23 protein-coding genes are annotated in these 24,955 nt (G+C 68.6%); 8 read left to right on the forward strand and 15 right to left on the reverse strand.

What is annotated here, in order from left to right; translation table 11 throughout:
• Window positions 1-63 precede the first annotated feature (63 nt).
• From ftsA to murB, 6 genes are all read right to left on the reverse strand, one after another.
• Window positions 64-1,386: a cell division protein FtsA gene (gene ftsA, locus ASF41_RS04255; RefSeq protein ID WP_056215981.1), complete on the reverse strand. Its 1,323-nt coding sequence runs from the start codon at window positions 1,384-1,386 to the stop codon at window positions 64-66.
• Window positions 1,387-1,452: 66 nt separating this feature from the next.
• The gene (locus tag ASF41_RS04260) at window positions 1,453-2,433 is read right to left on the reverse strand and encodes a cell division protein FtsQ/DivIB (protein ID WP_056491069.1); all 981 of its coding nucleotides are present in this window, start codon (window positions 2,431-2,433) and stop codon (window positions 1,453-1,455) included.
• On the reverse strand, window positions 2,400-3,323 hold the full coding sequence (locus ASF41_RS04265) for a D-alanine--D-alanine ligase (protein ID WP_056215985.1): 924 nt from the start codon (window positions 3,321-3,323) through the stop codon (window positions 2,400-2,402). Before ASF41_RS04265 ends, ASF41_RS04260 begins: the two co-directional genes overlap by 34 nt.
• 38 nt (window positions 3,324-3,361) lie before the next feature.
• Window positions 3,362-3,685 carry a type II toxin-antitoxin system PemK/MazF family toxin gene (locus ASF41_RS04270; RefSeq protein WP_244479540.1) on the reverse strand — a complete coding sequence of 108 codons (324 nt, stop codon included), beginning with the start codon at window positions 3,683-3,685 and terminating at the stop codon, window positions 3,362-3,364.
• 37 nt (window positions 3,686-3,722) lie between these two features.
• Window positions 3,723-3,956 carry an AbrB/MazE/SpoVT family DNA-binding domain-containing protein gene (locus ASF41_RS04275; RefSeq protein WP_056491074.1) on the reverse strand — a complete coding sequence of 78 codons (234 nt, stop codon included), beginning with the start codon at window positions 3,954-3,956 and terminating at the stop codon, window positions 3,723-3,725.
• 37 nt (window positions 3,957-3,993) lie between these two features.
• A complete protein-coding gene (gene murB, locus ASF41_RS04280; protein ID WP_056491077.1) occupies window positions 3,994-4,926 on the reverse strand; it encodes a UDP-N-acetylmuramate dehydrogenase in 933 nt (310 codons plus the stop codon).
• Window positions 4,927-4,960: 34 nt separating this feature from the next.
• Here murB and ASF41_RS25885 point away from each other — a divergent pair, with 34 nt between their 5' ends.
• On the forward strand, window positions 4,961-5,695 hold the full coding sequence (locus tag ASF41_RS25885; protein ID WP_244479541.1) for a type II toxin-antitoxin system RelE/ParE family toxin: 735 nt from the start codon (window positions 4,961-4,963) through the stop codon (window positions 5,693-5,695).
• Here ASF41_RS25885 and murC read toward each other — a convergent pair.
• The 3 genes from murC to ASF41_RS04305 all read right to left on the reverse strand — a co-directional run bounded on the left by murC (window position 5,647) and on the right by ASF41_RS04305 (window position 9,407).
• Window positions 5,647-7,062 carry a UDP-N-acetylmuramate--L-alanine ligase gene (gene murC / locus ASF41_RS04295; RefSeq protein WP_056215994.1) on the reverse strand — a complete coding sequence of 472 codons (1,416 nt, stop codon included), beginning with the start codon at window positions 7,060-7,062 and terminating at the stop codon, window positions 5,647-5,649. The genes ASF41_RS25885 and murC overlap by 49 nt on opposite strands.
• A gap of 72 nt (window positions 7,063-7,134) precedes the next feature.
• The gene (gene murG, locus ASF41_RS04300; protein WP_056491081.1) at window positions 7,135-8,244 is read right to left on the reverse strand and encodes an undecaprenyldiphospho-muramoylpentapeptide beta-N-acetylglucosaminyltransferase; all 1,110 of its coding nucleotides are present in this window, start codon (window positions 8,242-8,244) and stop codon (window positions 7,135-7,137) included.
• Window positions 8,241-9,407: an FtsW/RodA/SpoVE family cell cycle protein gene (locus tag ASF41_RS04305; protein ID WP_056215997.1), complete on the reverse strand. Its 1,167-nt coding sequence runs from the start codon at window positions 9,405-9,407 to the stop codon at window positions 8,241-8,243. The genes murG and ASF41_RS04305 overlap by 4 nt, the downstream gene beginning before the upstream one ends.
• A 528-nt stretch (window positions 9,408-9,935) precedes the next feature.
• On the opposite strand from ASF41_RS04305, the gene ASF41_RS04310 reads away from it, so the two are divergent.
• Window positions 9,936-11,627, forward strand: coding sequence for a methyl-accepting chemotaxis protein (locus tag ASF41_RS04310; protein WP_056491084.1), 1,692 nt, complete (start codon window positions 9,936-9,938; stop codon window positions 11,625-11,627).
• Between the two features lie 39 nt (window positions 11,628-11,666).
• On the opposite strand, the gene ASF41_RS04315 is transcribed toward ASF41_RS04310, so the two are convergent.
• Both ASF41_RS04315 and ASF41_RS04320 read right to left on the reverse strand, forming a co-directional pair.
• Entirely contained in the window at window positions 11,667-12,653 is a 987-nt protein-coding gene (locus ASF41_RS04315) for a GTP-binding protein (protein ID WP_056216000.1), read from the reverse strand.
• Between the two features lie 53 nt (window positions 12,654-12,706).
• Window positions 12,707-13,309: a TetR/AcrR family transcriptional regulator gene (locus tag ASF41_RS04320; protein ID WP_056491087.1), complete on the reverse strand. Its 603-nt coding sequence runs from the start codon at window positions 13,307-13,309 to the stop codon at window positions 12,707-12,709.
• A 153-nt stretch (window positions 13,310-13,462) separates the two neighbouring features.
• Here ASF41_RS04320 and ASF41_RS04325 point away from each other — a divergent pair, with 153 nt between their 5' ends.
• The 4 genes from ASF41_RS04325 to panB all read left to right on the forward strand — a co-directional run bounded on the left by ASF41_RS04325 (window position 13,463) and on the right by panB (window position 17,362).
• Complete coding sequence (locus ASF41_RS04325; protein WP_056491090.1) at window positions 13,463-14,416, forward strand: quinoprotein relay system zinc metallohydrolase 2; 954 nt, start codon at window positions 13,463-13,465, stop codon at window positions 14,414-14,416.
• 138 nt (window positions 14,417-14,554) lie between these two features.
• On the forward strand, window positions 14,555-15,412 hold the full coding sequence (locus tag ASF41_RS04330) for a quinoprotein dehydrogenase-associated SoxYZ-like carrier (RefSeq protein ID WP_056491093.1): 858 nt from the start codon (window positions 14,555-14,557) through the stop codon (window positions 15,410-15,412).
• Between the two features lie 16 nt (window positions 15,413-15,428).
• The gene (locus tag ASF41_RS04335; RefSeq protein WP_056491261.1) at window positions 15,429-16,016 is read left to right on the forward strand and encodes a rhodanese-like domain-containing protein; all 588 of its coding nucleotides are present in this window, start codon (window positions 15,429-15,431) and stop codon (window positions 16,014-16,016) included.
• Between the two features lie 521 nt (window positions 16,017-16,537).
• Window positions 16,538-17,362, forward strand: coding sequence for a 3-methyl-2-oxobutanoate hydroxymethyltransferase (gene panB / locus ASF41_RS04340; RefSeq protein ID WP_056277125.1), 825 nt, complete (start codon window positions 16,538-16,540; stop codon window positions 17,360-17,362).
• A 43-nt stretch (window positions 17,363-17,405) separates the two neighbouring features.
• On the opposite strand, the gene ASF41_RS04345 is transcribed toward panB, so the two are convergent.
• From ASF41_RS04345 to ASF41_RS04355, 3 genes are all read right to left on the reverse strand, one after another.
• A complete protein-coding gene (locus ASF41_RS04345; RefSeq protein ID WP_082503976.1) occupies window positions 17,406-19,547 on the reverse strand; it encodes a TonB-dependent siderophore receptor in 2,142 nt (713 codons plus the stop codon).
• Window positions 19,548-19,975: 428 nt separating this feature from the next.
• Entirely contained in the window at window positions 19,976-20,275 is a 300-nt protein-coding gene (locus tag ASF41_RS04350; protein WP_056216013.1) for a hypothetical protein, read from the reverse strand.
• 190 nt (window positions 20,276-20,465) lie between these two features.
• On the reverse strand, window positions 20,466-21,398 hold the full coding sequence (locus tag ASF41_RS04355; RefSeq protein ID WP_056216016.1) for a LysR family transcriptional regulator: 933 nt from the start codon (window positions 21,396-21,398) through the stop codon (window positions 20,466-20,468).
• Window positions 21,399-21,651: 253 nt separating this feature from the next.
• Between ASF41_RS04355 and ASF41_RS04360 the strand changes: the two genes are divergently transcribed.
• Window positions 21,652-22,764: an asparaginase gene (locus ASF41_RS04360; RefSeq protein WP_082503979.1), complete on the forward strand. Its 1,113-nt coding sequence runs from the start codon at window positions 21,652-21,654 to the stop codon at window positions 22,762-22,764.
• Between the two features lie 187 nt (window positions 22,765-22,951).
• The gene (locus ASF41_RS04365) at window positions 22,952-23,833 is read left to right on the forward strand and encodes a GyrI-like domain-containing protein (RefSeq protein ID WP_056491099.1); all 882 of its coding nucleotides are present in this window, start codon (window positions 22,952-22,954) and stop codon (window positions 23,831-23,833) included.
• Window positions 23,834-23,954: 121 nt separating this feature from the next.
• Here the strand turns inward: ASF41_RS04365 and ASF41_RS04370 are convergent, their stop codons facing one another.
• A complete protein-coding gene (locus ASF41_RS04370; protein WP_056491101.1) occupies window positions 23,955-24,875 on the reverse strand; it encodes a bestrophin family protein in 921 nt (306 codons plus the stop codon).
• Window positions 24,876-24,955: the final 80 nt, after the last annotated feature.

Here is a 24,955-nt window from a genome sequence, read left to right on the forward strand (position 1 = left end):
ATTCTCGTCTGGCCGTTCGCACCCACCCCGATGTGTGGGGTTTGGGGCGCGACGGCGGTCGTCTCAGAAACTCTCGCGGATCCAGCGTCCGACGCGCGAGAGGTAGCCGTCCGTTCCCGTGCCGGCGAAGGCTCCGTGGCCCCGCGGCTCGAAATGCTCCGCATGCGCCACCTGCGGGTAGACCAGGAGGCCCACCGCCGCGGAGAAGGCGGGTCCCTTGGCGGCCTCCGGCAGGCCGCGGATGCCGAGCGGCCGGCCGATGCGGACCTGGCCCTCCATCACCCGGCGGGCGACCTCCGGCAGACCGACGAGCTGGCTCGCGCCCCCCGTCAGCACCACTCGCCGCCCGGCCTGGGCCGAGAAGCCGGCGGCCCGGAGGCGGTCGCGCACCAGTTCCACCACCTCCTCGACGCGGGGGCGGATGATCCGCACGAGCTGCGAGCGCGGCACGTGGTTGGGGGCATCGCCCTCGTCCTCGCCCACCCCGTGGACCGCGATCATGTCGCGCTCGTCGGAGGCGGTGGCGATGGCCGAGCCGTAGAGGGTCTTGAGGCGCTCGGCCGCGGCGACCCGGGTGGAGAGGCCGCGGGCGATATCCATGGTGACGTGGTGGCCGCCGACCGCCACGGCGTCCACGTGGACGAGGTGGCCGCCGGAGAAGACGCCGACGCTGGTGGTGCCGCCGCCCATGTCGACCACGGCGACGCCCATCTCGGCCTCGTCGTCGACCAGGGCCGAGAGCCCGGCGGCGTAGGGGGTGGCGATCACCGCCTCGACGCCGAGGTGGCAATGCTCGACGGCGAGCATGAGGTTGCGGGCGGCGGCCGCCTCGCCGGTGACCACGTGGAGGTCGACCCCGAGGGCGTCGCCCATCATGCCCGACGGATCGATGACCGTGCCCTGGCCGTCGATGGCGTAGCCGGTAGGCAGAGCGTGGAGCACCGCCCGGCCGGGGCTGACGCCGTGCGCGGAGGCGGTCTCCAGCACGCGCTCCACGTCGGAGCCCGTGACGGTGCCAGTGCGGGTGCCGACGCGCGCCTCGAAGTGCTGCGAGCCGATCCGGCCGCCGGACATGTTGACGATGACCGACTGCACCTCGACCTTCGCCATCCGCTCGGCGGCGTGGACAGCCTGGCGGATCGCGCCCTCGGCGGCCTCGAGGTCGACGATGACGCCGCCCTTGAGACCCTGCGAACGCTGGTGGCCGATGCCGATGACGCGGGCGAAGTGGGTGCGCCCGCGCAGGGTGGTGAGGGCCTCGGCCGGCTGAAGCTCGGCGATGAGGCAGACGACCTTGCTCGTTCCGATGTCGAGCACCGAGAGGGTGGTGCTGCGCCGGGCGGAGAGAGGCTTCAGGCGTGGGGTGAGGCCGTGCGGGTCGTGCATCGGGCTACCGGGCGGAGGAGGTGAAACGGGGACGGGACGCGGGATGCGCCGGACGGATCGTGCGGCTCATGTGCTGGTCCCCTTGGGCTTGGACTTCTTCTGGGATTCGGCGCGGGCCGCGGCCGCCTCCTCGGTGAGCCGCACCACCACCCGGTCGGGCATGCGCAGGTCCACCGCGATGATGTCCTTCTCGAGGATGCGGTTGTCGCGCTCGAGCTTGACCAATCGAGCCAGGGCCTCGGTGGCGCCCGTCTCGGGCAGGCGGATGTCGACGCCGTCGAGCTTGAGCGTCCAGCGCCGTCCGGACACGTAGGTGCCGGCCTTGACCCGCTCGGCCAGGGCGCCGGCCGCCTCGATCAGGGCGAGGTAGTCCTTGAGCTTGAGGTTGGCGTCGTCACCGACCACGAGGGGAAGCGCGGCGTAGCGGTCGTCGCGCATCTGGTCGATCACCGTGCCGTCGGCGGCGATCACGGCGATCTCGCCGTTGCGCTGCCAGAGGGCGGCGGGCTCGCGCTCGACCTGGGTGATGACGATCTCGTTCGGATAGACCTTGCGCACGGAGGCACTCGCGATCAGCGGCACCGCCAGCAGGCGCTCGCGGGCCTCCGCCACGTCGAGGAAGACCACCGAGGAGTGGCCGTCGATGCCGGCGGCCTGCAACACCTCGCGTTCGTAGAGCCGGGCGATGCCCGAGATGGTGACGCGCTCGACGCCGAAGCCGGCGATCCGCGCCGCGATGTCGAGGGGGCGGCCGTGCTCGGCCACGAAGCGGTCATAGGCGCCGCTTCCGATGAAGCCGGCGAGGGCGAGGGCGGCGAAGGAGACCGAGAAGGCCGCCGTCCCGAGGTGGCGCGGGACGCGGCGCTCGATCGGAACCGCGAGGCGGGAGCGCCGGCCGGGCGGCGTGAAGCGGCGCAGGCGCGCCGCCAGCGCGGACCGGACCGAACGCACGGTGCCGGCGGCCGGACCCGGCAGACCCGACCCGGGGAGGCCGCCGAGCGGGCCTTCGGCCCCTAGCGGCCCAACGTTGCGTCCTCCACCATCCATTGAACGAGCTCACCGAAACTATAGCCCGCATGGGCTGCCATCTCCGGGACCAAGCTCGTCTTCGTCATGCCGGGTTGCGTGTTGACCTCCAGCACGACGAGGGCACCGGTTCCCCCCGGTGTGTCGTCGTAGCGAAGGTCCGCACGGCTGATGCCCCGGCACCCGAGTGCTTGATGCGCCGTTAACGACAACTCTTGGACACGCTGGTAAAGATTTGGTTTAATTTCTGCCGGGAGGACGTGGATCGACCCCCCCTCGGCGTACTTCGCGTCGAAGTCGTACCACTCCCCCGAAGCGGGCTTGATCTCGATCACCCCGAGGGCCCGGTCGCCCATCACGGCGCAGGTCAGCTCGCGCCCGGCGACGTAGGTTTCCGCAAGGATTTCATCGCCATAGCCCCAATCCGCTCGGCCCACTTCCTGGGGAGGATGGGAGCGTCCGTCGCGCACGATGATGACCCCCATGGAGGAGCCCTCGGCCACCGGCTTGAGCACGTAGGGCGGCGTCAGCACGTGTGACTTTGCGGCCTCATGACGGTTAACGACGCGGCCCTCCGGGACGCTGACGCCGGCCGCCCGCATGACCACTTTGGCACGCTCCTTGTGCATCGCCAGAGCCGAGGCCAGCACGCCGGAATGGGTGTAGGGGATGCGCAGCAGCTCCAGCAGGCCCTGGATCGTGCCGTCCTCACCCGCGGGCCCGTGCAGCGCATTGAACGCCACGTCGGGCCGCAGGTCGGTGAGCACCGTCGCGATGTCCGGCTGGACGTCGACCCGCGTGACGCGGAAGCCCTGCCCCTCCAGGGCATCGGCGCAGGCATGGCCCGAATTCAGCGAGACCGGCCGCTCGGAGGACCACCCGCCCATGAGGACGGCGACGTGCTTGGACATGGGGACTCCTGGGAATTGCGCGGACATGGGTTGCGTCGTCACGCCGGCCTTCGTGGGCCGATCCGGTCGTTGATCGCATCGAAAACCGCGCCGGCCGCGACCGGTGGCAATGTCCCGATCCGCTTGAGGATGCGAGCCGGTTCGATGCAGGCCAGCTTGATGGGTCTGATGACCGATGGAGCATCAAGCCCGGCAGCAGCAAGATCGTCGATCGCTTGATCGCCCCCCATGGCAGGGTTGTTCGCGCTGGTGATCATAGCGATCCAGACGAATCCCGCCTCGGCAACGGCCTCCCCCGAGACCACGACGGCCGGGCGACGCTTCTCAGCCAAACGGTTTGAATAGGGAAACGGTACGACCACCACGGTCCCTGCGGGGAACGTGCGTCCGCCTGAGTCCCTAGAGATTGCCATAGGCTTCTTCGTCGGCGGCACCGGCCCATTCCGTGAATGTCCCGAAGGGATCTTCACCCTCGGGCCGCGCCTTCTCGATACGAATGCCGTCCCGGGTAATCACGTAGCGAAGGCGATCGCCCGGGCCGATGCCGAGGCGTTCGCGGACTTCGGCCGGGAGCACGGTCTGGCTCTTCACGGAGACCTTCGAATAGGCCGTCAGAACGTCCCGTCCGGTCATCGAATCCTTCCTTTCGTTCAGCTTACGTCTTACCGTCTTACGCCGTCCGTGTCGATAATCCGATGCGCTTGATCTCCCAGTGGAGTTCGACGCCGGAGGTCTCGCGCACGCGCCGGCGTACCTCCTCGCCGAGCCCCTCGATGTCGGCCGCCGTGGCGTTGTCGCGATTGATCAGGAAATTGCAGTGCATCTCCGAGACCTGTGCGCCGCCGACCGTCAGGCCGCGGCAGCCGGCCGCGTCGACGAGTTGCCAAGCCTTGCCCCCGGGCGGATTCTTGAAGGTGGAGCCGCCGGTGCGCTCGCGGATCGGCTGGGCCGCCTCGCGCGCCGCCGTCACCCGCTCCATCTCGGCCTCGATGGCCGCCCGCTCGCCGGGGCTCCCGCGGAACACCGCATGCGTGAAGATCACGTCGTCGGGGGCGCCGCTGTGCCGGTAGGTGAAGCCCATCTCCGCATGGTTGAAGCGACGCGCCTCGCCCCGGCGGTCGATGCCGTGGGCCTCCACCAGCACGTCGGTGGTCTCGCCCCCGTGGGCACCGGCATTCATGCGCAGGGCGCCGCCGACCGAACCGGGAATGCCGCGGAAAAACGCCAGCCCGTCGAGCCCGGCCTCCGCCGCCGCCTTGGCGAGGCGCATGTCCGGCACGGCGGTGCCGACCCGCAGGGTCTCGCCGTCGATCGCCACCATGCCAAAAGCCCGGCCGCCGAGGCGCACCACGACGCCGGGCACGCCGCCGTCACGGACGATGAGGTTCGAGCCGAGGCCGATCACCGTCACGGGTATTTCCGGATCGAGGGCCGAGAGCAGAAGGCCGAGGTCCTCCGCGTCGGCCGGGGTGAACAGCACCTGCGACGGGCCGCCGACCCGGAACCAGGTCAGGTCCGAGAGCGGCTGGTTGGCGATGAGCCGCCCGCGCAGGGCCGGCGCCCGGGCGCGGATGTCGGGCGTGATGTCCGGGAAGGCGGTCATTGGGCGGGTGCTTTTCAGTTGAAACGACTATCGGTTGCAGGACGACGAGCGGGAGCGTGCGCTAGGCCGGACGATCGGTTCCACACGCCCGGCGGCGCGCGCTCTGATCCGGATGCCGCCCAGGACGGAGGCGCTCATCCGCGAGAAGCTGCGCCTCCTCGCTGAGAGACCGGATGCGCTCGCCAACAACATCAAGGCTCTGAGGGGTACGCAGGGATATCACCTTCGGATCGGCGACTGGCGGGTGATCTTCACGATCGCGCCGATCGGATCATGGTGCCCGACATCGGCCCGCGCGGCTCGATCTACGGCTAGGAAGATCGGCATGATCATCGTGCGCACCAAGACGCCCTCGGGCGAAGCCATCGTGATCCTGCCGGAGGCCGATTTCCAGCGGCTCGTCGCTCTGGCCGAAGATGCGACGGGCGCGCGTACGCTGCAGGCCTCCCAGGCGCGACTGGCGAGCGGGGCGGACGAGATCCCGAGTGAGTCTGACCTCGATGCCGTGCGCCGGGCTCCGCGCCCCCTCCCCTTCTGGCGAAAGCGCCCGGACATGACGATGGCCGCCCTGGCCAGCCTCGGCGGGATCACCGAGTCCCTCCCGTCGGCGATGGAACGGGGTGAGCGCACGGCCGACCTCATTGTTTATCGCACCCTCGCGCGCGGTGGACGTCGACCCGGAGGATCTGATCCCGGACGGTGCCGACCCGTAGGCCGGTTTCACGCCGTCACGCCGTCCAGGGCCGCGAGTTCGCCCGGCAGGGCGTAGGCCCATTGCGTGATGTTGCCGGCGCCGAGGCAGACGACGTAGTCGCCGGGCTTGGCGCGGCCGGCGACGATGCCGGCGAGGTCCTCGGAGCGCTGCAGCGCGATGGCGTCGCGGTGGCCGCGCGACTTCAGACCCGAGACCAGCCCGTCGCGGTCCATGCCCTCGATCGGCGCCTCGCCCGCCGCGTAGACGGGGGCGACGATGACCGTGTCGGCATCGTTGAAGCAGGTGCAGAAATCGTCGAACAGCGAGGCGAGGCGCGTGTAGCGGTGCGGCTGCACGATGGCGATGACGTTGCCCTCGGTGGAGGCGCGGGCGGCCTTGAGCACCGCCTTGATCTCCACCGGATGGTGTCCGTAATCGTCGAAGATCAGGGCGCCGTTCCACACGCCGGTCCGGGTGAAGCGGCGCTTCACCCCGCCGAAGCCGGCCAGCGCCTTGCGGATCGCCTCCGGCTCGACCCCGAGCTCGTGCGCCACGGCGAGCGCCGCGGTGGCGTTCAGGGCGTTGTGCTTCCCCGGCATCGGCAGGACGAGATCCTCCATCTCGAGACGGAAGCCGGGGCGGCGGTCGCGGATCATCACGCGGAAGCGGCTCTGGCCGCCGCGCAGGTCCACATCGATGAGCCGGACATCGGCCTGCGGGTTCTCGCCGTAGGTGATGATGCGGCGGTCTTCGATGTGCCCGACGAGGTCCTGCACGATCGGGTGGTCGATGCACATCACCGCGAAGCCATAGAACGGGATGTTGTCGATGAAGCGCCGGAAGGCGTCCTTGACCGCCTCGAACGAGCCGAAATGGTCGAGGTGTTCGGGGTCGATGTTGGTGACGATGGCGACATCGGCCGGGAGCTTCAGGAAGGTCCCGTCGGATTCGTCGGCCTCCACCACCATCCACTCGCCCTCGCCCATGCGGGCGTTGGTGCCGTAGGCATTGATGATGCCGCCGTTGATCACGGTGGGGTCAAGGTTGCCGGCATCCAGCAGGGTGGCGACGAGGGAGGTCGTCGTCGTCTTGCCGTGGGTGCCCGCGATGGCGACGCAGGACTTGAAGCGCATCAACTCGGCCAGCATCTCGGCCCGGCGCACCACCGGCAGGCGGCGCTCGCGGGCGGCGACGAGCTCGGGATTGTCGCGGCGGATCGCGGTGGAGACCACCACCAGGGCGGCCTCCTCGACGTTGCCGGCCTCGTGGCCGATGAAGGTGCGCATGCCCTTCTCGGAGAGGCGCCGGACATTGGCGTTGTCGTTGGCGTCCGACCCCTGCACGGTGTAGCCGAGGTTGTGCATCACCTCGGCGATGCCGGACATGCCGATGCCGCCGATGCCGATGAAGTGGATGGGGCCGAGCTTGTCGGGCAGCTTCATGGGAAGGACCAGTCTCAGGGGCGTCGGGGGTCCGGACGAACCGGCCCGAAGGGGATCAATCGGCGGACGCCGTCAGGTGCGGGCCGCCGTCGCGAGGACGATGTCGGCGAGCCGCTCGGCCGCGTCGTGAATTCCAGCGCTTTTGGCGGCTGAGGCCGCCGCGGTCAATTTTCCGGGATTGGTGAAGAGGTCGACCAGCTCCGCGGTGAGCCGGTCCGGCGTGAAGGCGGATTGCGGAATCGCCTGCGCGGCGCCGATGGCGGCCAGCGTCGCGGCGTTGGCCGCCTGATCCTGGTCGAGGGCGCCGGGGAGCGGCACCAGGATGGCGGGCCGTCCGATGGCGGCGAGTTCCGAGACCGTGGACGCGCCGGACCGGCCGATGACGAGGTGCGCCGCCGCCATGCGGGCCGGCAGGTCCTTGAAGAAGGGCGCGGCCTCGAAGCCCGCGAGCCCGAGGCCGAGATAGAGATTCTGGACCTGCGTCAGGTCCTCGGCCCGCACCTGCTGCACGAGGTGGAGCCGGGCGCGCAGATCGGCGGGCAGGTTGGCGATGGCGGCCGGAACGACTTCGCCCATCACCCGAGCGCCCTGGCTGCCGCCGAAGACGAGGAGGTGCAGGGGATCGCCGGCACCGACCGGCGGATAGGCGACCTTCGCGGCCGCGAGCACCGCCGGGCGCAGCGGGTTGCCGGTGTGGGTCCGGGGTGCCAGCGCCTTGGCCGGCACGCCCCGGACCTCGCGGAAGCCTGTGGCGATGGCGCGGGCGCCCCGCGCCAGGAAGGCGTTGGCCCGACCCATCACGGCGTTCTGCTCGTGCAGGATGGTGGGGACGCGCAGGATCTGCCCCGCCAGCATCGGCGGCACCGTGGGATAGCCGCCGAAACCCACGATGGCGGCCGGATCGATGCGCCGGATCTCCCGCGCGGCGACACCGAAGCCCCGGCCGAGGGTGAGGAGCGCGCCAGCGCGCCTGATCGGGGAGCGTCCCGAGGGCGTCGCGGACGCGATGGTGACGATCTCGGAGGCCGGGAAGCCGGTGGCGATGGAGTCCACCCGGGCATCGGTGGCGAGCACGACCCGCACGCCGCGGGCGCGCAGGGCGTAGGCGAGGCTCTCGGCGGGAAACAGGTGCCCGCCCGTGCCCCCGGCACAGAGCAGGATAGTGGCGGTGGCAACGGTCAACGCATCACTCCGGCGATCGTCGCCGGGGCGGTGCCCGGCGGCTTCTGGCTCAGGGTGGTGGTCCGGGGGCGCTTGCGGGTCAAGGCCACGAGGAAGCCCATGCCGAGGGCGAGCGAGATCAGCGACGAGCCGCCGTAGGAGACGAAGGGCAGCGTCATGCCCTTGGCGGGCATCAGCCGGACGTTCACCGCCATGTTGATGCAGGCCTGGAGGCCGAACAGGGTGGTGAGGCCCGTGATCGCCAGCCGCGAAAAGGTGTCGTCGGTGCGCCGGGCCAGCTTCAGGCCGCGCATGACGATGTAGGCGAACAGGAGGACGAGGCCGAGGCACACAACGGTGCCGAACTCCTCGCCCGTCACCGAGAAGATGAAGTCGGTGTGGGCGTCGGGCAGGTGGCGCTTGGCGACGCCCTCCCCCGGACCGGTGCCGAACCAGCCACCCGAATTGAACGATTGCCGGGCCCAGAAGCCCTGGAAGTTGTCACCGGAATCGCTGTCGAGGAAGCGATCGATGCGCTCGCGCACGTGGTGCAGGAAGCGGTAGGCGGCGGCCACGCCGATGAGGCCGCCGGCGCCGAGGCCCGCCACCCAGAACCAGTGCAGGCCGGCCACGAAGAACAGCGCGCACCACACGATGGTGATGAGCATGGTCTGGCCGAAATCGGGCTGCAGCACGAGGGGCACGATGGTGACCGGCAGGAGCAGGATCGCCAGCAGGCCGCCCGGCATGTCGCGGCGCTGCGCGCCCTCCGAGAAGGCCCAGGCCGCCACCACCACGAAGGCGGGCTTGACGAATTCCGAGGGCTGGATGCCGATGGCGCCGAACTGGATCCAGCGGTGCGCGCCCTTGATCTCCGGCCCGAACTTGCTCGCCAGGATGCAGAGCGCGACGCCCATCATCCAGGTGAAGAGCGCGACGCGGCGGATGTGGCGCAGGGACAGGAACGAGACGCCGACGATGATGAGGATCGTGGGCGCGAGGTAGAGCGCCTGCCGGTTGAGGAAGTGGAAGGTCGGCAGGCCGATCTTCTCGGCCACGGGCGGCCCGCCGCCCATGAGGAAGACCAGGCCCGCCACCATGAGCGCGCCGAGGCCGGCCAGCAGGCCGCGGTCGACGGTCCACCACCAGTCCGTCAGGGGCGTGCGTTCGGCGCGGGACATCATGGGATCAGCGCTCTCCGGGGCCTCACGGCGCCCGGGCAGGGCAGCCGATCGCGGCCGGCGGCGGCAGGCCGGCACGGGACCGATCCTGTGCCGGAATGGTAAACCAAGTGTTGCGATGCGCCGTCGAAGCCTCGCGTGTCCCGAGGGTCACGACGTTAGGATACCCGGCCGTTCGAGATGATCTGACGACGGCTCCAGCGCATTCAAAAAACCCTCTTCAGCAATGTCCTTCTTGCCGAGCCAGGAACACCCACCGAACCCGAGATCTCGCAGAAGGCAGCGCACGGGAACTCTTCCGTTCCATAACCCTATCTCCAAATCAGAACATCTGAACTTATCCTGCATTGAATAATAATCTTGCTAAACCTATCCTTCTAGGATTTGTACCATGATAAAACTATTATCGATCTCTAAACAATCAGATCTAATTTAAACAGATAAATTGCGAATATTAACTGTTATTTAACTGTCAAATGAGATCCGTGAAGAAATAAATATGATCCTCCATTTGCAGAGGCGGGATGCGTGATGAGGACGTTCAATAATCTAAGCCTCCTAGTAAAGATCATCATTCCGTTCGCCATGACGGCACTGGTCGCCGTAGGTCTTGTGATCTACGCCCGTCATGCGCTGTCCCAGATTGCGGAACAGACACGGGAGATCGTCCAGGTGCAGATGGCACGGCAGAGCTACGCACTCGGCCTGCAGATCACCTTGACGGAAGCCGCACTCCAGAATCGCAACATCCTGATCGATCCGACCGGTCCGAGAAGCCACGACTTCAAGTCCCGGCAGGCCATCGCCATCAAGGCGACCTACGCGGCACAGGCCAGCCTTGCCGCCCTGGCGGATACGTCCGATCGCGTCGCGGCGAACCCCGAGCTTCGACGGGGGTTGGAGGTCTACTTCGCCGTTCTGAACCGCTCCTCCGAGGCCGCCCTGAACAACGATCCCGCGACCGGAAACAGGATCGCCCAGACAGAAGCGACACCGTTGCGGGCCAAGCTGCGCGAGGAGGCGAATCAGCGGATCGCCCTCATCGACGCGGAGTTGAAGGCAAGCGCCGTCAACGCCGACGAGATCGTCAGAAGCACCACGACCACGCTGGTGGCGTCGGCCGTCGTCGGGCTGCTGGCCGCCCTGGGCAGCGCCGGCCTTATCGTGATCTTCGCGATCACCCGTCCGGTCACCGCCATGGGCGCCGCGATGGGCCGTCTCGCGAGCGGCGACCTGACCGTCACCGTCGAGGGCATGGCGCGCAAGGATGAGATCGGCCTGCTGGCGCGCTCTCTGGAAGTCTTCAAGCGCAACGCGACCGACGCGCGTCAGCTGGCGGCCGAGCAGGACGCCGAGAACCAGGCGAAGATCCGCCGGGCCGAAGTGCTCGACGGGCTGACGAAGCGGTTCGAGGCCAACGTCTCGCACCTCACACAGGGACTGGCGGGGGCGGCCACCGAGATGGAGGCCACCGCCCAGTCGATGGCCTCCACGGCGGATCAGTCGATCCGGCAGGCGACGACGGTGGCGAGCGCGGCGGAAGAGACCTCGGCCAACGTCCACACGGTCGCGGCCGCCAGCGAGGAGATGTCCGCCTCGATCCAGGAGATCGTGACCCAGGTCAGCCAATCCTCCGGCATGGCCAACCAGGCCGTGGAGGACACGCAGCGCACCGAGGCGACCGTGAAGCGGCTGACCGAGGTTGCGTCCAGCATCACCGACGTCGTCGCCATGATCACGAACATCGCGGGCCAGACCAACCTGCTGGCGCTCAACGCCACCATCGAGGCGGCCCGGGCCGGCGAGGCCGGCCGGGGCTTCGCCGTCGTCGCCTCCGAGGTGAAGGAACTGGCCGGGCAGACCGCGCGCGCCACCGAGGAGATCCGCACCAAGATCGGCGAGATCCAGGGTGCCACCGGCGAGGTCGTATCCGACATCACGCGGATCGGCCGGACCATCGCCGACATGTCGACCTACGCGAACGGCATCGCCGCCGCGATGGAGCAGCAGGGCGCCGCCACCCGGGAGATCGCCCGGAACGTCCAGGAGGCCGCGCAGGGCACCCAGGAGGTGACGACCAACATCGAGCATGTCCGCGCCGGCGCCGGATCGACGGGCGCCGCCGCCAGCCAGGTCCTGAGTGCCGCTCGGGAGCTGTCGCGCTACTCCGAAAACCTCGGCCAGGAGGTGTCGCAGTTCCTGGCCGGCGTGAAGGCCGCATGACGGCCCGGGGGACGAGCGCCGTCCCGCGACGATCGCTCGTCACCCGGCCTTGCAATCCTCGAAGCCGGCGCGGATCGCCTCCGGATCGAGCTTGCGGCCGATGAAGACCACGCGGGAGACGCGCGGCTCGTCGTCCTTCCACGGCCCCTGAAGGTCGCCGTCGAGGATCTGGTGGACGCCCTGGAAGACGAAGCGCTGCGGCTCGTCCGGGAAGGCGACGATGCCCTTGCAGCGCAGGATGTCGGGGCCCTGGACCTGGGTCAGGGTCGAGATCCAGGGCATGAACTTCTCGGGGTCGACCGGTCCGTCGATCTTCGCCGAGACCGACTGCATGTCGTCGTCGTGGTGATGATGATGGCCCTCCTCGAGGAAGTCGGGCTCGATGTCGAGGATGCGGCCGAGATCGAAGGCGTTGCGCTCCAGCACCGCCTCCAGCGGCACCGCGCAGCGCTCGGTGCGGTGGACCTTGGCGTAGGGGTTGATCGCGCGGATCTGGGCCTCGACCCGGGCGAGGTCCGCCTCCGCCACGAGATCGGCCTTGTTGAGCAGGATCACGTCGGCGAAGGCGATCTGGTTCTTGGCTTCCGGCGCGTCCTTGAGGCGGTCCGAGAGCCACTTGGCATCGGCCACCGTCACCACCGCGTCGAGGCGGGCGGCCGCGCCGACATCCTCGTCGATGAAGAAGGTCTGGGCCACGGGGGCGGGATCGGCGAGGCCGGTGGTCTCGACGATGATCGCGTCGAACTTGCCGCGTCGCTTCACCAGGCCGTCCATGATGCGGATGAGGTCGCCGCGCACGGTGCAACAGACGCAGCCGTTGTTCATCTCGAACACCTCCTCGTCGGCGCCGATGATGAGGTCGTTGTCGATGCCGATCTCCCCGAACTCGTTGACGATCACGGCGTAGCGCTTGCCGTGGTTCTCGGTGAGGATGCGGTTGAGGAGCGTGGTCTTGCCCGCGCCCAGGTAACCAGTGAGCACGGTGACGGGAATCTTCGCGGAGGCGGTGTTCGGGCTGTCGGACATGGAGACTCTTCGTCGATGGCGCGGGAGGCGTCGCTGCAGCCTGTTATATTGTATCAGTCCGGCGGGATGAAACCCCGATCGGATGAAACCCCGCCGGCCCGCAGCCCGTCGCAGAGCGCCGTGAGTGTGCCGCGGAATCCCGCCGGCCCCGCCAGCAGGCGCTCCATGAGCAGAGCGCCTTCGAGGGCGGCGATCACCATGCGGGCGGTTGCCCCGGGCGCGACGGAGCCCCGGACGCTCCCGGCCGCGATCCCCTCGGCGAGCACACCCTCCAACCAGGCGATGTGCTTGTCGAAGAAGCGGGCGATGTCGGCGCGCAGGGAATCCGGCAGAGCCTCTCCCTCGATCGCCAGGGCGGCGCAGAGGCAGCCCAGCCCGGCCTCAACGCCCCCGAGATAGAGCGTCCCGTAGGCGGCGATCCGACGGATCGCGTCCGGCTCATCGGTTCGAATCTCGGCCAGGGCGGCGTCGTAGCGCGCGTCGTAGGCGGCCACCAGGGCATGGGCGAGGTCGGACTTGGTGGCGAAGTGATGATGGATGCTCGCCTTGCGGATCCCGACCGTCTCGGCGAGATCGGCATAGCTGAAGCCGGCATAGCCCCGGCGCCGCACCAGGGTCTCGGCCTGCAGCAGCAGCGCGGCGCGGGTGTCCCTCATCGTCCCGTGGTCTCCTTGACGGACGACCGCCCTCGTCCCTCGGCGCCCGCGCGCGAGTCCGTGATCGCCCGGCCGCCGGCCTTCCGGCTTATGCCGTTGACGCGGGAAAAAATCTACCTACTAATTGGTAGAACAAGAAGACGGAGGAAGTTCATGCGGGCGGACGCCGGCCGATCACGCTGGAGCACCACGCGCCGCAGCGCCCTGTTCGGCGGCCTGTGCCTGTGCTGCCTGCCGACCCTCGGACGGTCGGCCGAGGGCTTCGACCTGCAGGAGGTCGGCCCCGGCATCTTCATCCGGCGCGGCCCCGACGCCGAGGCGACCCCCGAGAACGACGACGCCATCGCCAATATCGGCTTCATCGTCGGCGACCGGTCCGTGCTCGTCACCGAATCCGGCGGCAGCCTCGCCGATGGCGCCTGGCTGCGCGCGGAGATCCGCAAGCGCACGGACAAGCCGATCAGCCACGTGGTGCTGACCCACGTCCACCCGGACCATTGCTTCGGTGCGGCGGCCTTCGCCGAGGACAAGCCGGTCTACGTGGGCCACCATGCCCTGCGCGCCGCCCTGGATGCCCGGGGCGAATACTATCGCGGGCGCCTCGTCGAGATTCTGGGCGCGGACCGGGCCGGCAGCGTGGTCTATCCCACCCTGGAGGTGACGGACGGCGCCGAGGTGGATCTCGGCGGCCGCGTCGTGCGCTTCGCCGCGCACGGCGCGGCGCACACGAACTGCGACCTCTCGATGCGCGATTCGGCGAGCGGCATCCTGTTTCCCGCCGACCTCCTGTTCGTCACCCGCATCCCCTCCCTCGACGGCAGCCTCGTGGGCTGGCTCAAGGAGGCGGACCGCCTGCGCGCGATGGGGGCGACCAAGGCCGTTCCGGGGCACGGACCGCGGCTGGTCGATGTCGCGCCCGCCCTCGACGACCTCACCCGCTATCTCACGATCCTCCGGGACGAGACGCGGAAGGCCATCGTGGCGGACGTGCCGATCGAGAAGGCGGTGCGGACCGTCGCCCAGTCCGAGCGCGACCGGTGGATCCTGTTCGACACCTATAACGGCCGCAACGTCACCCAGGCCTTCAAGGAGCTGGAATGGGAATGAGGGCGTGGCAGGAGACCATCACTCGAGATCATGACCCGAGACCTCAATTTGCGAGCGTGGCTTGAGGCCGATCCCGCCCGGTGCCACGTGATGTTAGAGATGTCGCAAGAAGAACGATCATCCAGCAGGAGAAACGCCATGACCCGCTCCATTGCTAAACCTGTTCTCGTCCGCTCCGTCCTGGCAGCCCTGTCGCTCGCCCTGCCGCTGGTCGGCGCCGGCACCGCGCTGCGGACCAGCCCGAGCCTTGCCGCCGGGGCTTCGGACGACGAGTCGGAACGCATCGCCCGCTGGAAGGAAATTCGGACGTCGATCTTCGGTGACAAGACGATCGCACCGACCGACAGCCTCGTGAAGATCGACGCGCCGGTGCGGGCGCTCGATGCCTCGCTGGTCCCGATCACCCTGACCATGCCGGAGAAGGACAAGGTCGCGGGCATCCACCTCGTCATCGACGACAACCCGTCGCCCTACGCCGCCCACATCGCCTTCGGCCCGGGGGCGGATGCCGGCGAGATCAAGCTCCGGGTGCGGGTGAACAACTACACCAACATCCACGCCGTGGTGGAGACCAAGGACGGCCGGCTCTTCGAGACCACGAAGTTCGTGAAGGCTTCCGGCGGCTGCTCGGCGCCCATGGGGATGAGCGACGAGGAGGCGATGAAGGGGATGGGCGACATGAAGCTGAAATTCGCGGAGGCCCAGCCCGGGCGCCCCGTGGAGGCGACGCTGATGATCCGTCACCCAAACTTCAGCGGCATGCAGATGAACCAGATCACCCGCGACTACACGCCGGCCCGTTACATCAACAAAGTCGCGATCACCCGCGGCGACCAGGCCGTCCTGACCCTCGACGGCGACATCTCGATCGCGTCGAACCCGGTGATCAACTTCGGCCTGCAGCCGGAGGGCCAGGGGCCGATCAAGGTCGTGGCCACCGACAACCAGAACGGCCGCTGGGAGCACAGCTTCACGGCGCCGAGCGCCACGAACTGAGCGGGTCCGCACCATGATGCGGCGGCTCGTCCGGCTCGCGGTCGCGGGAACCGCCACGCTCGTCCTGGCGGCGGCCGGCCCAGCGGATTCCCCTCTGAACGTGCCGGAACCGGACGGGATCTGGACAGGGCCGCAACGGGGCTACACCCCAGCCACTCTGTCGGGCGCCACGGTCATCGACATCGACGCCCTCGATGCCCTGATCGCCCGCGACAAGCCGATCCTTCTCGACGTGTCCCTGGCCGACCGGCGCCCGGCGGGCTTTCCGGACGACCGGCCCTGGCTGCCCGCCCACCGCTCGATCCCCGGCGCGGTCTGGATGGCCAATGCCGGTGCCGCGCCCCTCGATCCGGCTCGCGAGACCCTCTTCCTCCAGCGCGTCGAGGAGTTGACCGGGGGCGACAGGGGCCGGGCCATCGTCGCCTTCTGCCATCCCGAATGCTGGGGCAGCTGGAATGCGGCCAAGCGGCTGGTGCTGCAGGGCTATACCCGCGTGCACTGGTTCCCCGAGGGCATCGAGGGCTGGCAGGAGCGCCACCCCACCACGGTGATCCCCGAGGACCCCGCGTGGAGTGCCCGAGCCGGAGGCGCAGCGCAGCGCTAGGTCAGGAACCCGGCCAAGGGCCTCTTGGTCCGCAAGCCCAGCCGCGCCCGAAAACCTGCCGGAGCGGACGATCAGTCGAACCGGGACATCGCAATACGAACTCCTTGATCGGGCGCGATGTTTTCCCATGTTGCGACGACGCTGAAATGATCTGCAGATATCTGCGGACACACCGACGCATGCGCAGTTGACAGCGGTTCCGTTGTGGCAGAATAAAGGCATCCGCAAGTCTAGGGAGGCAACGCCCGGAGAGAGCACGGAGCAGCGACGCCATCGCTGCTACCGACGCCCCCGGGCAGGACTTACGACGCTCAGATCCTCGCTGAGATGACCTGTCGCCAGCGGGGGCGATATTTGGTATGCCACCGACAAAATAAGAGCTTTACGGAGCGAAGATCCGGCGACAATGCCGGGGGACCGTTACTTCGGCCCGCGCGCGTGCGGGCGAGGCCGTGTATAGAGACGCCACCAGCAGACGGTCCGCCGCATTCCGGCGATCCGCACCAGCCGGGTGGAGTCCCATGTCGCAAGCCGTTCAGTCCCGCCGCATCCGCGCGATCGACCTGGCGAAGCGCAAGGCCGAGGGGCGCAAGATCATCGCGCTGACCGCCTACCACGCCCACACCGCCGGCATCCTCGACCCGTATTGCGACTTCATCCTCGTGGGCGACTCCCTCGGCATGCTGATGCACGGCATGGAATCGACCCTGCCGGTGACCCTGGAGATGATGATCGTCCAGGCGCAGGCCGTAATCCGAGGGACCTCGCGGGCCCTGGTGGTCGTGGACATGCCCTTCGGCTCCTACGAGGCGAGCCCCCAACAGGCCTTCCTCAATGCTGCCCGCGTGCTCAAGGAGACGGGCGCCGGGGCGATCAAGATGGAAGGCGGCGCGCGCTTTGCCGAGACCGTGGCCTTCCTGGTGGAGCGCGGCGTGCCGGTGATGGGCCATATCGGCCTGACCCCCCAGTCGGTGAACACCATGGGGGGCTTTAAGGTGCAGGGCCGCGAGGCCGACGGCGAGCGCCGCCTGATGGCCGATGCCCGCGCCATCAACGACGCCGGCGCCTTCGCCATCGTGATGGAGGGCATCGTCGAGCCGGTGGCCCGGGCCATCGCCACCTCCCCCGACATCACCACGCCCACCATCGGCATCGGCGCCACCATGGCCTGCGACGGACAGATCCTCGTCCTTGAGGACATGCTCGGCCTGAGCGACCGGGTGCCGAAATTCGTGAAGCGCTTCGGCACCCTGCGGGGCCAGATCGAGGCCGCCGTGAAGGACTATGCCGAGGAGGTCCGCTCCGGCACCTTCCCGGCCGAGGAGCACACCTACCAGCCGCTGTGACCGGTCTCCGCAGGGTCATCCCGCCGAGACCGACCCCGGGTGGCTACCAGCGGTAGCCGATACTGCCGAGCACCCGGCGGCGCTCGCCGTAGTAGCAGGCCGTGACGGTGCTGCAGCTGTTGACGATCCGCTCGTCCGAGACGTTCGACACGTTGAGGGCGAAGCGCCAGCCTTCCCAATCGTAGTGAGCCACGAGGTCGCCAACGACGTAGCCCGGCACGCGGAATTCGTTGGCCTGGTCCGCGAAGGAGCGTCCGACGCCACGCACGCCGCCGCCGAGACCGAAGCCGCGCAAGACGCCGCTCTGGAACGTGTAGTCCAGGAACAGCGAGCCGTACTGCTCCGGGGTGTTGGTCGGCGTCCGGCCGAGGAGGGCCGTGTTCAGGTCGCGGGTCACCGAGAGATCGTAGGCGGTGTAGGACGCGACGGCCCGCAGGCCGGGCGCGAGGTTGGCCACCATCTCGATCTCGGCACCGCGCGAGTTCACCGCGCCGGTCTGCACCACCTGCTGAATGTTGAGCGGATTGGTGGTCACGACGTTCGAGCGGGTCAGGTCGAACAAGGCGGCGGCGAAATAGCCGTCGAAGCCCGGGGGCTTGTACTTGAGGCCGACCTCGGTCTGCTCGCTTCTCTCAGGCAGCAGGAGCTGGCCGGTCACGCCGTTGAGGCCGACGGTCGGGTTGAAGCCCTGCGCATAGGACACGTAGGGGGCAAGCCCGGACTCGTCGTTGTAGATCAAGGCGACGCGGCCGCTGAAGGCGCTGGTATCGCGGCTGGCGCTGGCGCCGATGCGATTGTCGTTGTCGGTCGCGACCCAGTCGTGGCGACCGCTGAGCACCATCGAGAAATTCCCGAGCGTGATCTCGTCCTGCAGGTAGGCCGCGAACTGGTTCTGGGTGATCAGTGCGTTCTGGTAGGGCGCGCCCAGGTTAAGCGGTGTGTTGGGGTAGATTGGCCGGATCAGGTTCAGCGACGGACCGAAGCCGAAGGCCTGGTAATCGTCGATCTGGTAGCGGCGGTACTCGAAGCCAGCCAGCACCGTGTGCCCGAAATCTCCCGTGCGGAACGGAATGACCAACTGGTTGTCGATGTCGCTCTGCACTGCGGCGCCGCGGGTGAAGAAGTCGAACCGGCTGAGGTCGCCCGCGGCCGGCGTGGTGGCGTAGCCGCCGCCGTACCGGTTGAAGAGATTGACGGTGACGGTGCCGTGGCGTGCGTTCTGCCGGAACTTGATGTCGTTGTCGAAACGGTGCTCGAACTCGTAGCCGATCATGTCCTGGGACCGGGTCAGGCGGTCGGTCGCCGGATCGCCGGTGAAGCGGCTCGTCTTGATGAAGCCGAAGGGCGCGGGCGTGACCGTGCCCTCGTAGGGTAGGAAGTTCTGGGTGCCGGCGCGGTCGCGCTGCACCTGGGCGAGGACGGTGAGCGAGGTGTCGGCGTCCGGCTTCCAAGTGATCGAGGGTGCGAAGAAGAAGCGGTCGTTGTTGACGTAGTCGACCTGCGTGCCGCCCGCCCGGCCGAGGCCGACGAGCCGGTAGAACAGCTTGCCCTCGGTGCCCGGCGCATCCACCGGACCGCCGATGTCGAAGCCCGCATAGGCGTTGCCGTAGTTGTCGACGCCGGTCTCGACGTAGCGGATCGGCACGATGGGGGGTCGTTTGCTCACCGCATTGATGATGCCGCCGGGGCTGGCGCCGCCGTACAGGCCGGAATTCGGCCCGCGCAGGATCTCGAGCCGCTCCAGGCCGAAAGGTTCCAGCTTCCAGGTGGCGAAGGCCGAGGTGAACAGCTGCAGCCCGTCGAGAAAGTAGCCGGATTCCTGGGCGGTGAAGCCGCGGATCAGGAACCAGTCGTTGCGCGGGTCGGCACCGAAGGTCTCGCCGCGGACGCCCGGCGCGTAGCGGGTCGCCTCGGCGAGCGAGGCCGGCTTCTGGTCGTCGATCTGCTGGCGCCCCACCACGGAGATCGCCTGGGGCGTCCGGATGATCGCGGTGTCGGTCTTGGTGCTGGAAACGGAGCGGGTCGCGACGTATCCGGCAACGGGTCCGCGCGGATCCTCGGCCGCGCCGATCGCGGCGCCGCCCCGACGATCGCCGACGACCTCAAGGGTATCCAGGGTCACGGCCGACGCGCTCGGCGGGCTGGATTGCTGGGCCTGCGCCGGAGTCACCGCACTCGCAACCATGGCAGCCACTGAACTGGCCAGGGCCATCCTCAAGCTGAAGATACCGCGCTTCGGTTGTGCGGAGGGGATCACAAAGAAAAACGGCACGGTTCGACCTACGACCAAATGTATTGTGGCCAATTGAAACAAAAATTTCAGATGGTCAACGAGCCGGTTAGGGCGCAGATCTAAACAACTTCGCGACGTGATCGCGGAGCAACATTTTAGAACTAATACAATTATATGCTTGCGGGCTGGACGCTGGCGCGTTGCTCCCGAGGAAGCGGCGAAACGGAGACGACCCTGGTGAACGGTTCCGGCGTGGCGGCGCAGCCAGAGGGCCACCGGAACGCGAACGGCCCCGCCGTGGAGGCGGGGCCGTCTGGCCTGACATCGAAACGGATCGGGGCGCGACCGCGCCGAGGCGACCGCTCGCCCCTCGGTCTGTCTTATTCGCAGACGCGGACGCGGCGGATGTGCTCGTAGCCGTAGGCGTCGACGTACCCGCGGCGCTCCATGTGGCAGACCTCTTCCTCGACGTAGACCGGGCGCGGGGCGCGGTAGACCGGGCGGCCGGGATAGTAGCCATCGTTCTGGGACGAGGCGATCGCACCGCCGATGGCGAGGCCGCCGAGCACGCCGAGGGCGGCGGCCCCACCGGCTCCGATGCCATCGCGCGCCTGGGCGCTCGGGGTTGCGGCGACGGCGAACGAGGCAGCCACGAGGGCCGCGACCAGCGAGTTCTTCATAGCTCCGTTCCTTTGATCCCGAAGAGCCTGTGCAAATCCAGAAGCGTCACTGTGGGAGGGAATCACCGAACGGTTGATGAACGGTAACGAACCCCGCCCTCCCGTGAATCACATCCGTGCGAATCCTCACGCGCCGCGGAAATCGCGCAGGATTGTGCCGCTTCCGTGGCTGCGTCCCGCCCCCCGACGGTCAGATCGTTCCGGTCGGCTGCTCCACCAGGGCGAGGAGGGTCCGGCGCAGCCAGCGATGGGCGGGATCGTCGTCGTAGGAGGCGTGCCAGAGCATGGAGATCGCGACATCCTCCAGGGCGACCGGGGCCGGGCTCACGGTGAGGCCCAGCGCCCCGGCGAAGAAGGTCGCGAGCCGGGCGTGCATCGTGGTCAGGACGGGCGCACTGCGCACCAGGAACGGCACCGCGAGGAAGCGCGGCGTCGTCACCGCCAGGGTGCGCCGGCGCCCGAGCCGCGCCAAGGCATCGTCCACGACCCCGTGGGCGGTCTCCTTCAGGCTGGTGAGCACGTGGGGAAAGCGCAGGTAGTCGTCGAGCGAGATCGGCGGCGTCAGGCCGACGAGGTCGGCATTGAACATGCAGAGATAGCTGTCGCGGTAGAGCAGGCGCTGCTTGTGGTGGGTCTGCCCCTCCGAGAAGAAGCCGATGCCGAGGTCGACCCGGTCCGCATCGAGCTCCTGCAGGATGCGGATGCGGTCGATGGACCGCAGCAGCAGGCTGATGCCCGGCGCCTCCCGCCGTAGGTGGGCGAGGAGGCGGGGGCCGATCAGCACCTCGGCGCTGTCGGGCAGGCCGATGGTGAAGGTGCGGGTGACCGTACGCGGATCGAACTCGGCATCGCGACGCACCAGCGCTTGGACCTGCCGCAGCAGGGTCCGCACCGGTTCGGCCAGCGCCAGGGCCCGGGGCGTCGGACGCATGCCCTCGGGCGCGCGCGTCAGGAGCTCGTCGGAGAACAGGGTGCGCAGGCGCGCCAGGCTGCTGCTCATCGCCGACTGGCCGATGCCGATGCGGGCGGCCGCCCGGGTCACGCTGCGCTCGGCCAGGAGCGCGTCGAGGGCGACCAGCAGATTGAGGTCGACCCGGGACAGATCGATGTGATCGATGGTCATGATCGGTTCGTTCCGCTCGATCCCCGCAGTACCAAACAGCCTCCTCGCCCCGGACGGGCGGGTGTGCAAGGCCCTCGCCGGATCTTCCGGTCAGGACGCCCCCCGAGACAGCCCGGTGGCTCGCGCGATCCAACCTCCCCGATGACGGTTTTCCGGATGCCTCGGGATTGACCCGTCACGGGCGCGTTTTTCGGCTGGGCCTCGCCGGTGCGCGGCGCCACAATGCCGCTCCCGAAACGACCCGAGTAGTCCCATGCGCCGTACCCTGCCGATCGCCCTGATGGCCTTGATGGTCGGAACCGCCCTCCCCGCGATCGCGCTGGAGGGCCCGATTCCGGCCAAGCTCGGCGAGACGGCCTCCGCCCCCGCCGCTGCGGCCAAGCCCCGCGTCGTCATCGTCGCCACGGGCGGCACCATCGCGGGCGCCGGCGCGGATGCGGCCAACAGCGCCACCTACCAAGCCGCCAAGGTGCCGGTGGACAAGCTCATCGCCGCCGTGCCGGCCATCGCCGGGGTGGCGGACGTGCGCGGCGAGCAGGCGTTCCAGATCGCCTCGGAGAGCTTCACCAACGCGCAGCTCATCGAGCTCGCCAAGAAGGTCTCGGCCCTGGTCAAGCGCGACGACGTCGACGGCGTCGTCGTCACCCACGGCACCGACACCGTGGAGGAGACGGCCTACTTCCTCGACCTCGTGGTGAAGACCGACAAGCCCATCGTGATGGTGGCCTCGATGCGGCCCTCGACCGCGATCTCGGCGGACGGCGCCCTCAACCTCCTCGACGCCGTCACCGTGGCCGGCGCCAAGGATGCCCGCGCCAAGGGCGTGCTGCTGACCATGAACGACGAGATCCAGGCCGGCCGCGACACCACCAAGCGCGTGAACATCAAGCCCTCGGCCTTCTTCAGCCAGTGGGGTCCGCTCGGCATGGTGGTGGAGGGCAAGACCTACTGGTTCCGCGCGCCGGTAAAGCGCCACGGCACCACCTCCGAATTCAATATCGACGGCATCGACAGCCTCCCCGAGGTCGCCATCGTGTACGGCTCGGGCAACATGCACCCCGAAGCCTACACCAGCGCGGTGGCGGGCGGCGCCAAGGCGATCATCCATGCGGGCACCGGCAACGGCTCGGTGGCGGGCTACCTCGTGGACACCCTGAAGGACATCCGTTCCAAGGGCGTGCAGATCATCCGCTCCTCGCGCGTCGGCGACGGCTTCGTCCTGCGCAACGCCGAGCAGCCCGACGACAAGTACGATTGGGTGGTCGCCCACGACCTCAACCCGCAGAAGGCCAAGATCCTCGCCGCCGTCGCCCTGACGAAGACGCAGGACTCGAAGGAGTTGCAGCGGATCTTCTGGGAATACTGACACCTCGGATCGATGGCGGACGCTTCGGGACGTATCCGCCGTCGACCCAAATCTGCCCTTCACGCGAGGATACGGCTCGCCCGCGAACAGACTTCGGAGCAGCATACAGCCCGCGCCGAACAGCAAGATCGGTCGAGCAAGTCATGCCCGTCTGCGCCTAGCTGGTCGCGCCACGAAGGTCGGGACGATGAGTGCGGCGCTCCGAAACTACCACGCCCGGATGCGGAGGGTGCTGGATCACATCGATCGGCACCTGGACGACGATCTGGATCTGGAGACGGTCAGCGCCATCGCGGCTTTCTCGAAGTTCCATTTCCATCGGCAGTTCACGGCGACCTTCGGGATGTCCGTGCACCGCTACGTTCAGCTTGCTCGCATGAAGCGCGCTTCATACCGGTTGGCCTACAGGGATGCCCAAAGCGTCACGGAAGTGGCGATGGATGCCGGCTACGACGCACCAGATGCCTTCGCCCGTGCCTTTCGGCAACGGTTTGGGCAGTCGCCGTCGTCTTTCAGCAAGGCTCCCGACTGGGGATCGTGGCTCGCGGCCTTCGGGCCTCTCGACAACGCGAGGAACACGCTCATGCTGAGAACATTCATGCCCGACGACGTGACGATCCGCGATGTGCCATCGACGCGGGTGGCGATCATGGAGCACCGCGGTGATCCGGCGACGCTCGGGGCTACCATTCGGCGGTTCATCGAATGGCGGAAGGCCGCTGGCTTGCGCCCCAGCACGAACCCGACCTTCACCGTCTGGCGGTCCGACCGGCGTCCCCTGTCGCCCGCCGACTATGGCGTTGACCTCTGTGTCGGAACCGACCAGCCGATCGCGGCGAACGGGAAGCAAATCAAGGTCGGCGAAATCCCCGGCGGACGCTGCGCGGTGCTGCGGGTCGTTGGCAACACCGACAATCTGGAGCCTCCCGCACTCTATCTCTATCGCGGGTGGCTCCCGGCCAGCGGCGAGGAGGCGCGGGATTTCCCGCTTTACTGCCAGCGCCTCTCGTTCTTCCCGGAGATGCCGGAGCACGAGGCGGTCGCGGAGGTGTTCCTGCCGCTGAAATAACCCTGCGCAAAGGCGACGTGTCTCGCTTCCCCGCCTGAAGCCGACAGGCCACGCTCCACCCCTCCCAGACCTCAGCCGAGGCGCCGGGCCGGCACCGTCGGATGCACGCGGGGCGGCCCCCTCACGTCAGCAGGTAGCGCTTCGGCACCAGGGGCGGCGGCGCGGTCTCGCCGAGAGCGTCGAGGACGATGCCGTCGACGGTGTGGAGCAGCGCGTCGAGGGGCAGGTCGTTCGGCGCGAGGCCGAAGGGCTCCTCCAACTCGTCGCCCAGGGCATCGAGGCCGAAGAAGGTGTAGGCGACCAGGGCCGTCGCCACCGGCGTCGCCCAGCCGAGGGAGGCCGCGAGGCCGAAGGGCAGCAGCAGGCAGTAGATCCACGCCGTGCGGTAAAGGAGCAGAGTGTAGGCGAAGGGCAGCGGGGTGTTCTGGATGCGCTCGCACACCACCTGGACCTGTGCCAGGGCGGCGATCTTGTGCTCCAGGGCGGCCAACAGCACGTCGGTGAGGACACCCTGATGATAGGCCCTGGCCAGATCGGCGGTGAGCCCGGCCAGCACCGCATCCGCCGCGCTCGGATGCCGGGCCAGCGGCGCGACCTCCGCCTCCGGAAGCCAGGGCGCGGCCGCCGTCTGAGGATCGCCGCCGCGGAGCTGCGCGTGCAGGGCGTGGGCGAAGGCAGAGAGGCGCCGCAGGGTACGTCCGCGCAGGGGCTCGACGGGCTCCCCCGGCAGGAGGGCGGTCACGAGCCGGGCGAGCCCCCGGGTCTCGACCACGAGGCTGCCCCAGGCGCGGCGGCCCTCCCACCAACGGTCGTAGCAGGCGCTGTTTCGGAAGCTCAGGAAGATCGACAGGGCGATCCCGATCAGGGTGAAGGGCCCGACGCCGGCGGTGATCGGGAACGCCTCGGGCCAGCGCCGCTCCACCGCCACCACGACCACCGCCACCAGGGTAATGCCCCCGACCTTGAGGGCGACCTTCGGCAGGATCGAGCCGCGCAGGGTGAACAGGATGTCGAGGAGGCTCGGGCGCGAACGGACGATCATCCCTCCGTCTTCTCAGGCCGCGGCGCGTCCCGCAACCGCGGCCGCCTCGACGGGGGCGAGCCGAACCGCGGACGGGAGGA

The organism is Methylobacterium sp. Leaf111 (assembly GCF_001423285.1).
GTDB lineage: Bacteria > Pseudomonadota > Alphaproteobacteria > Rhizobiales > Beijerinckiaceae > Methylobacterium.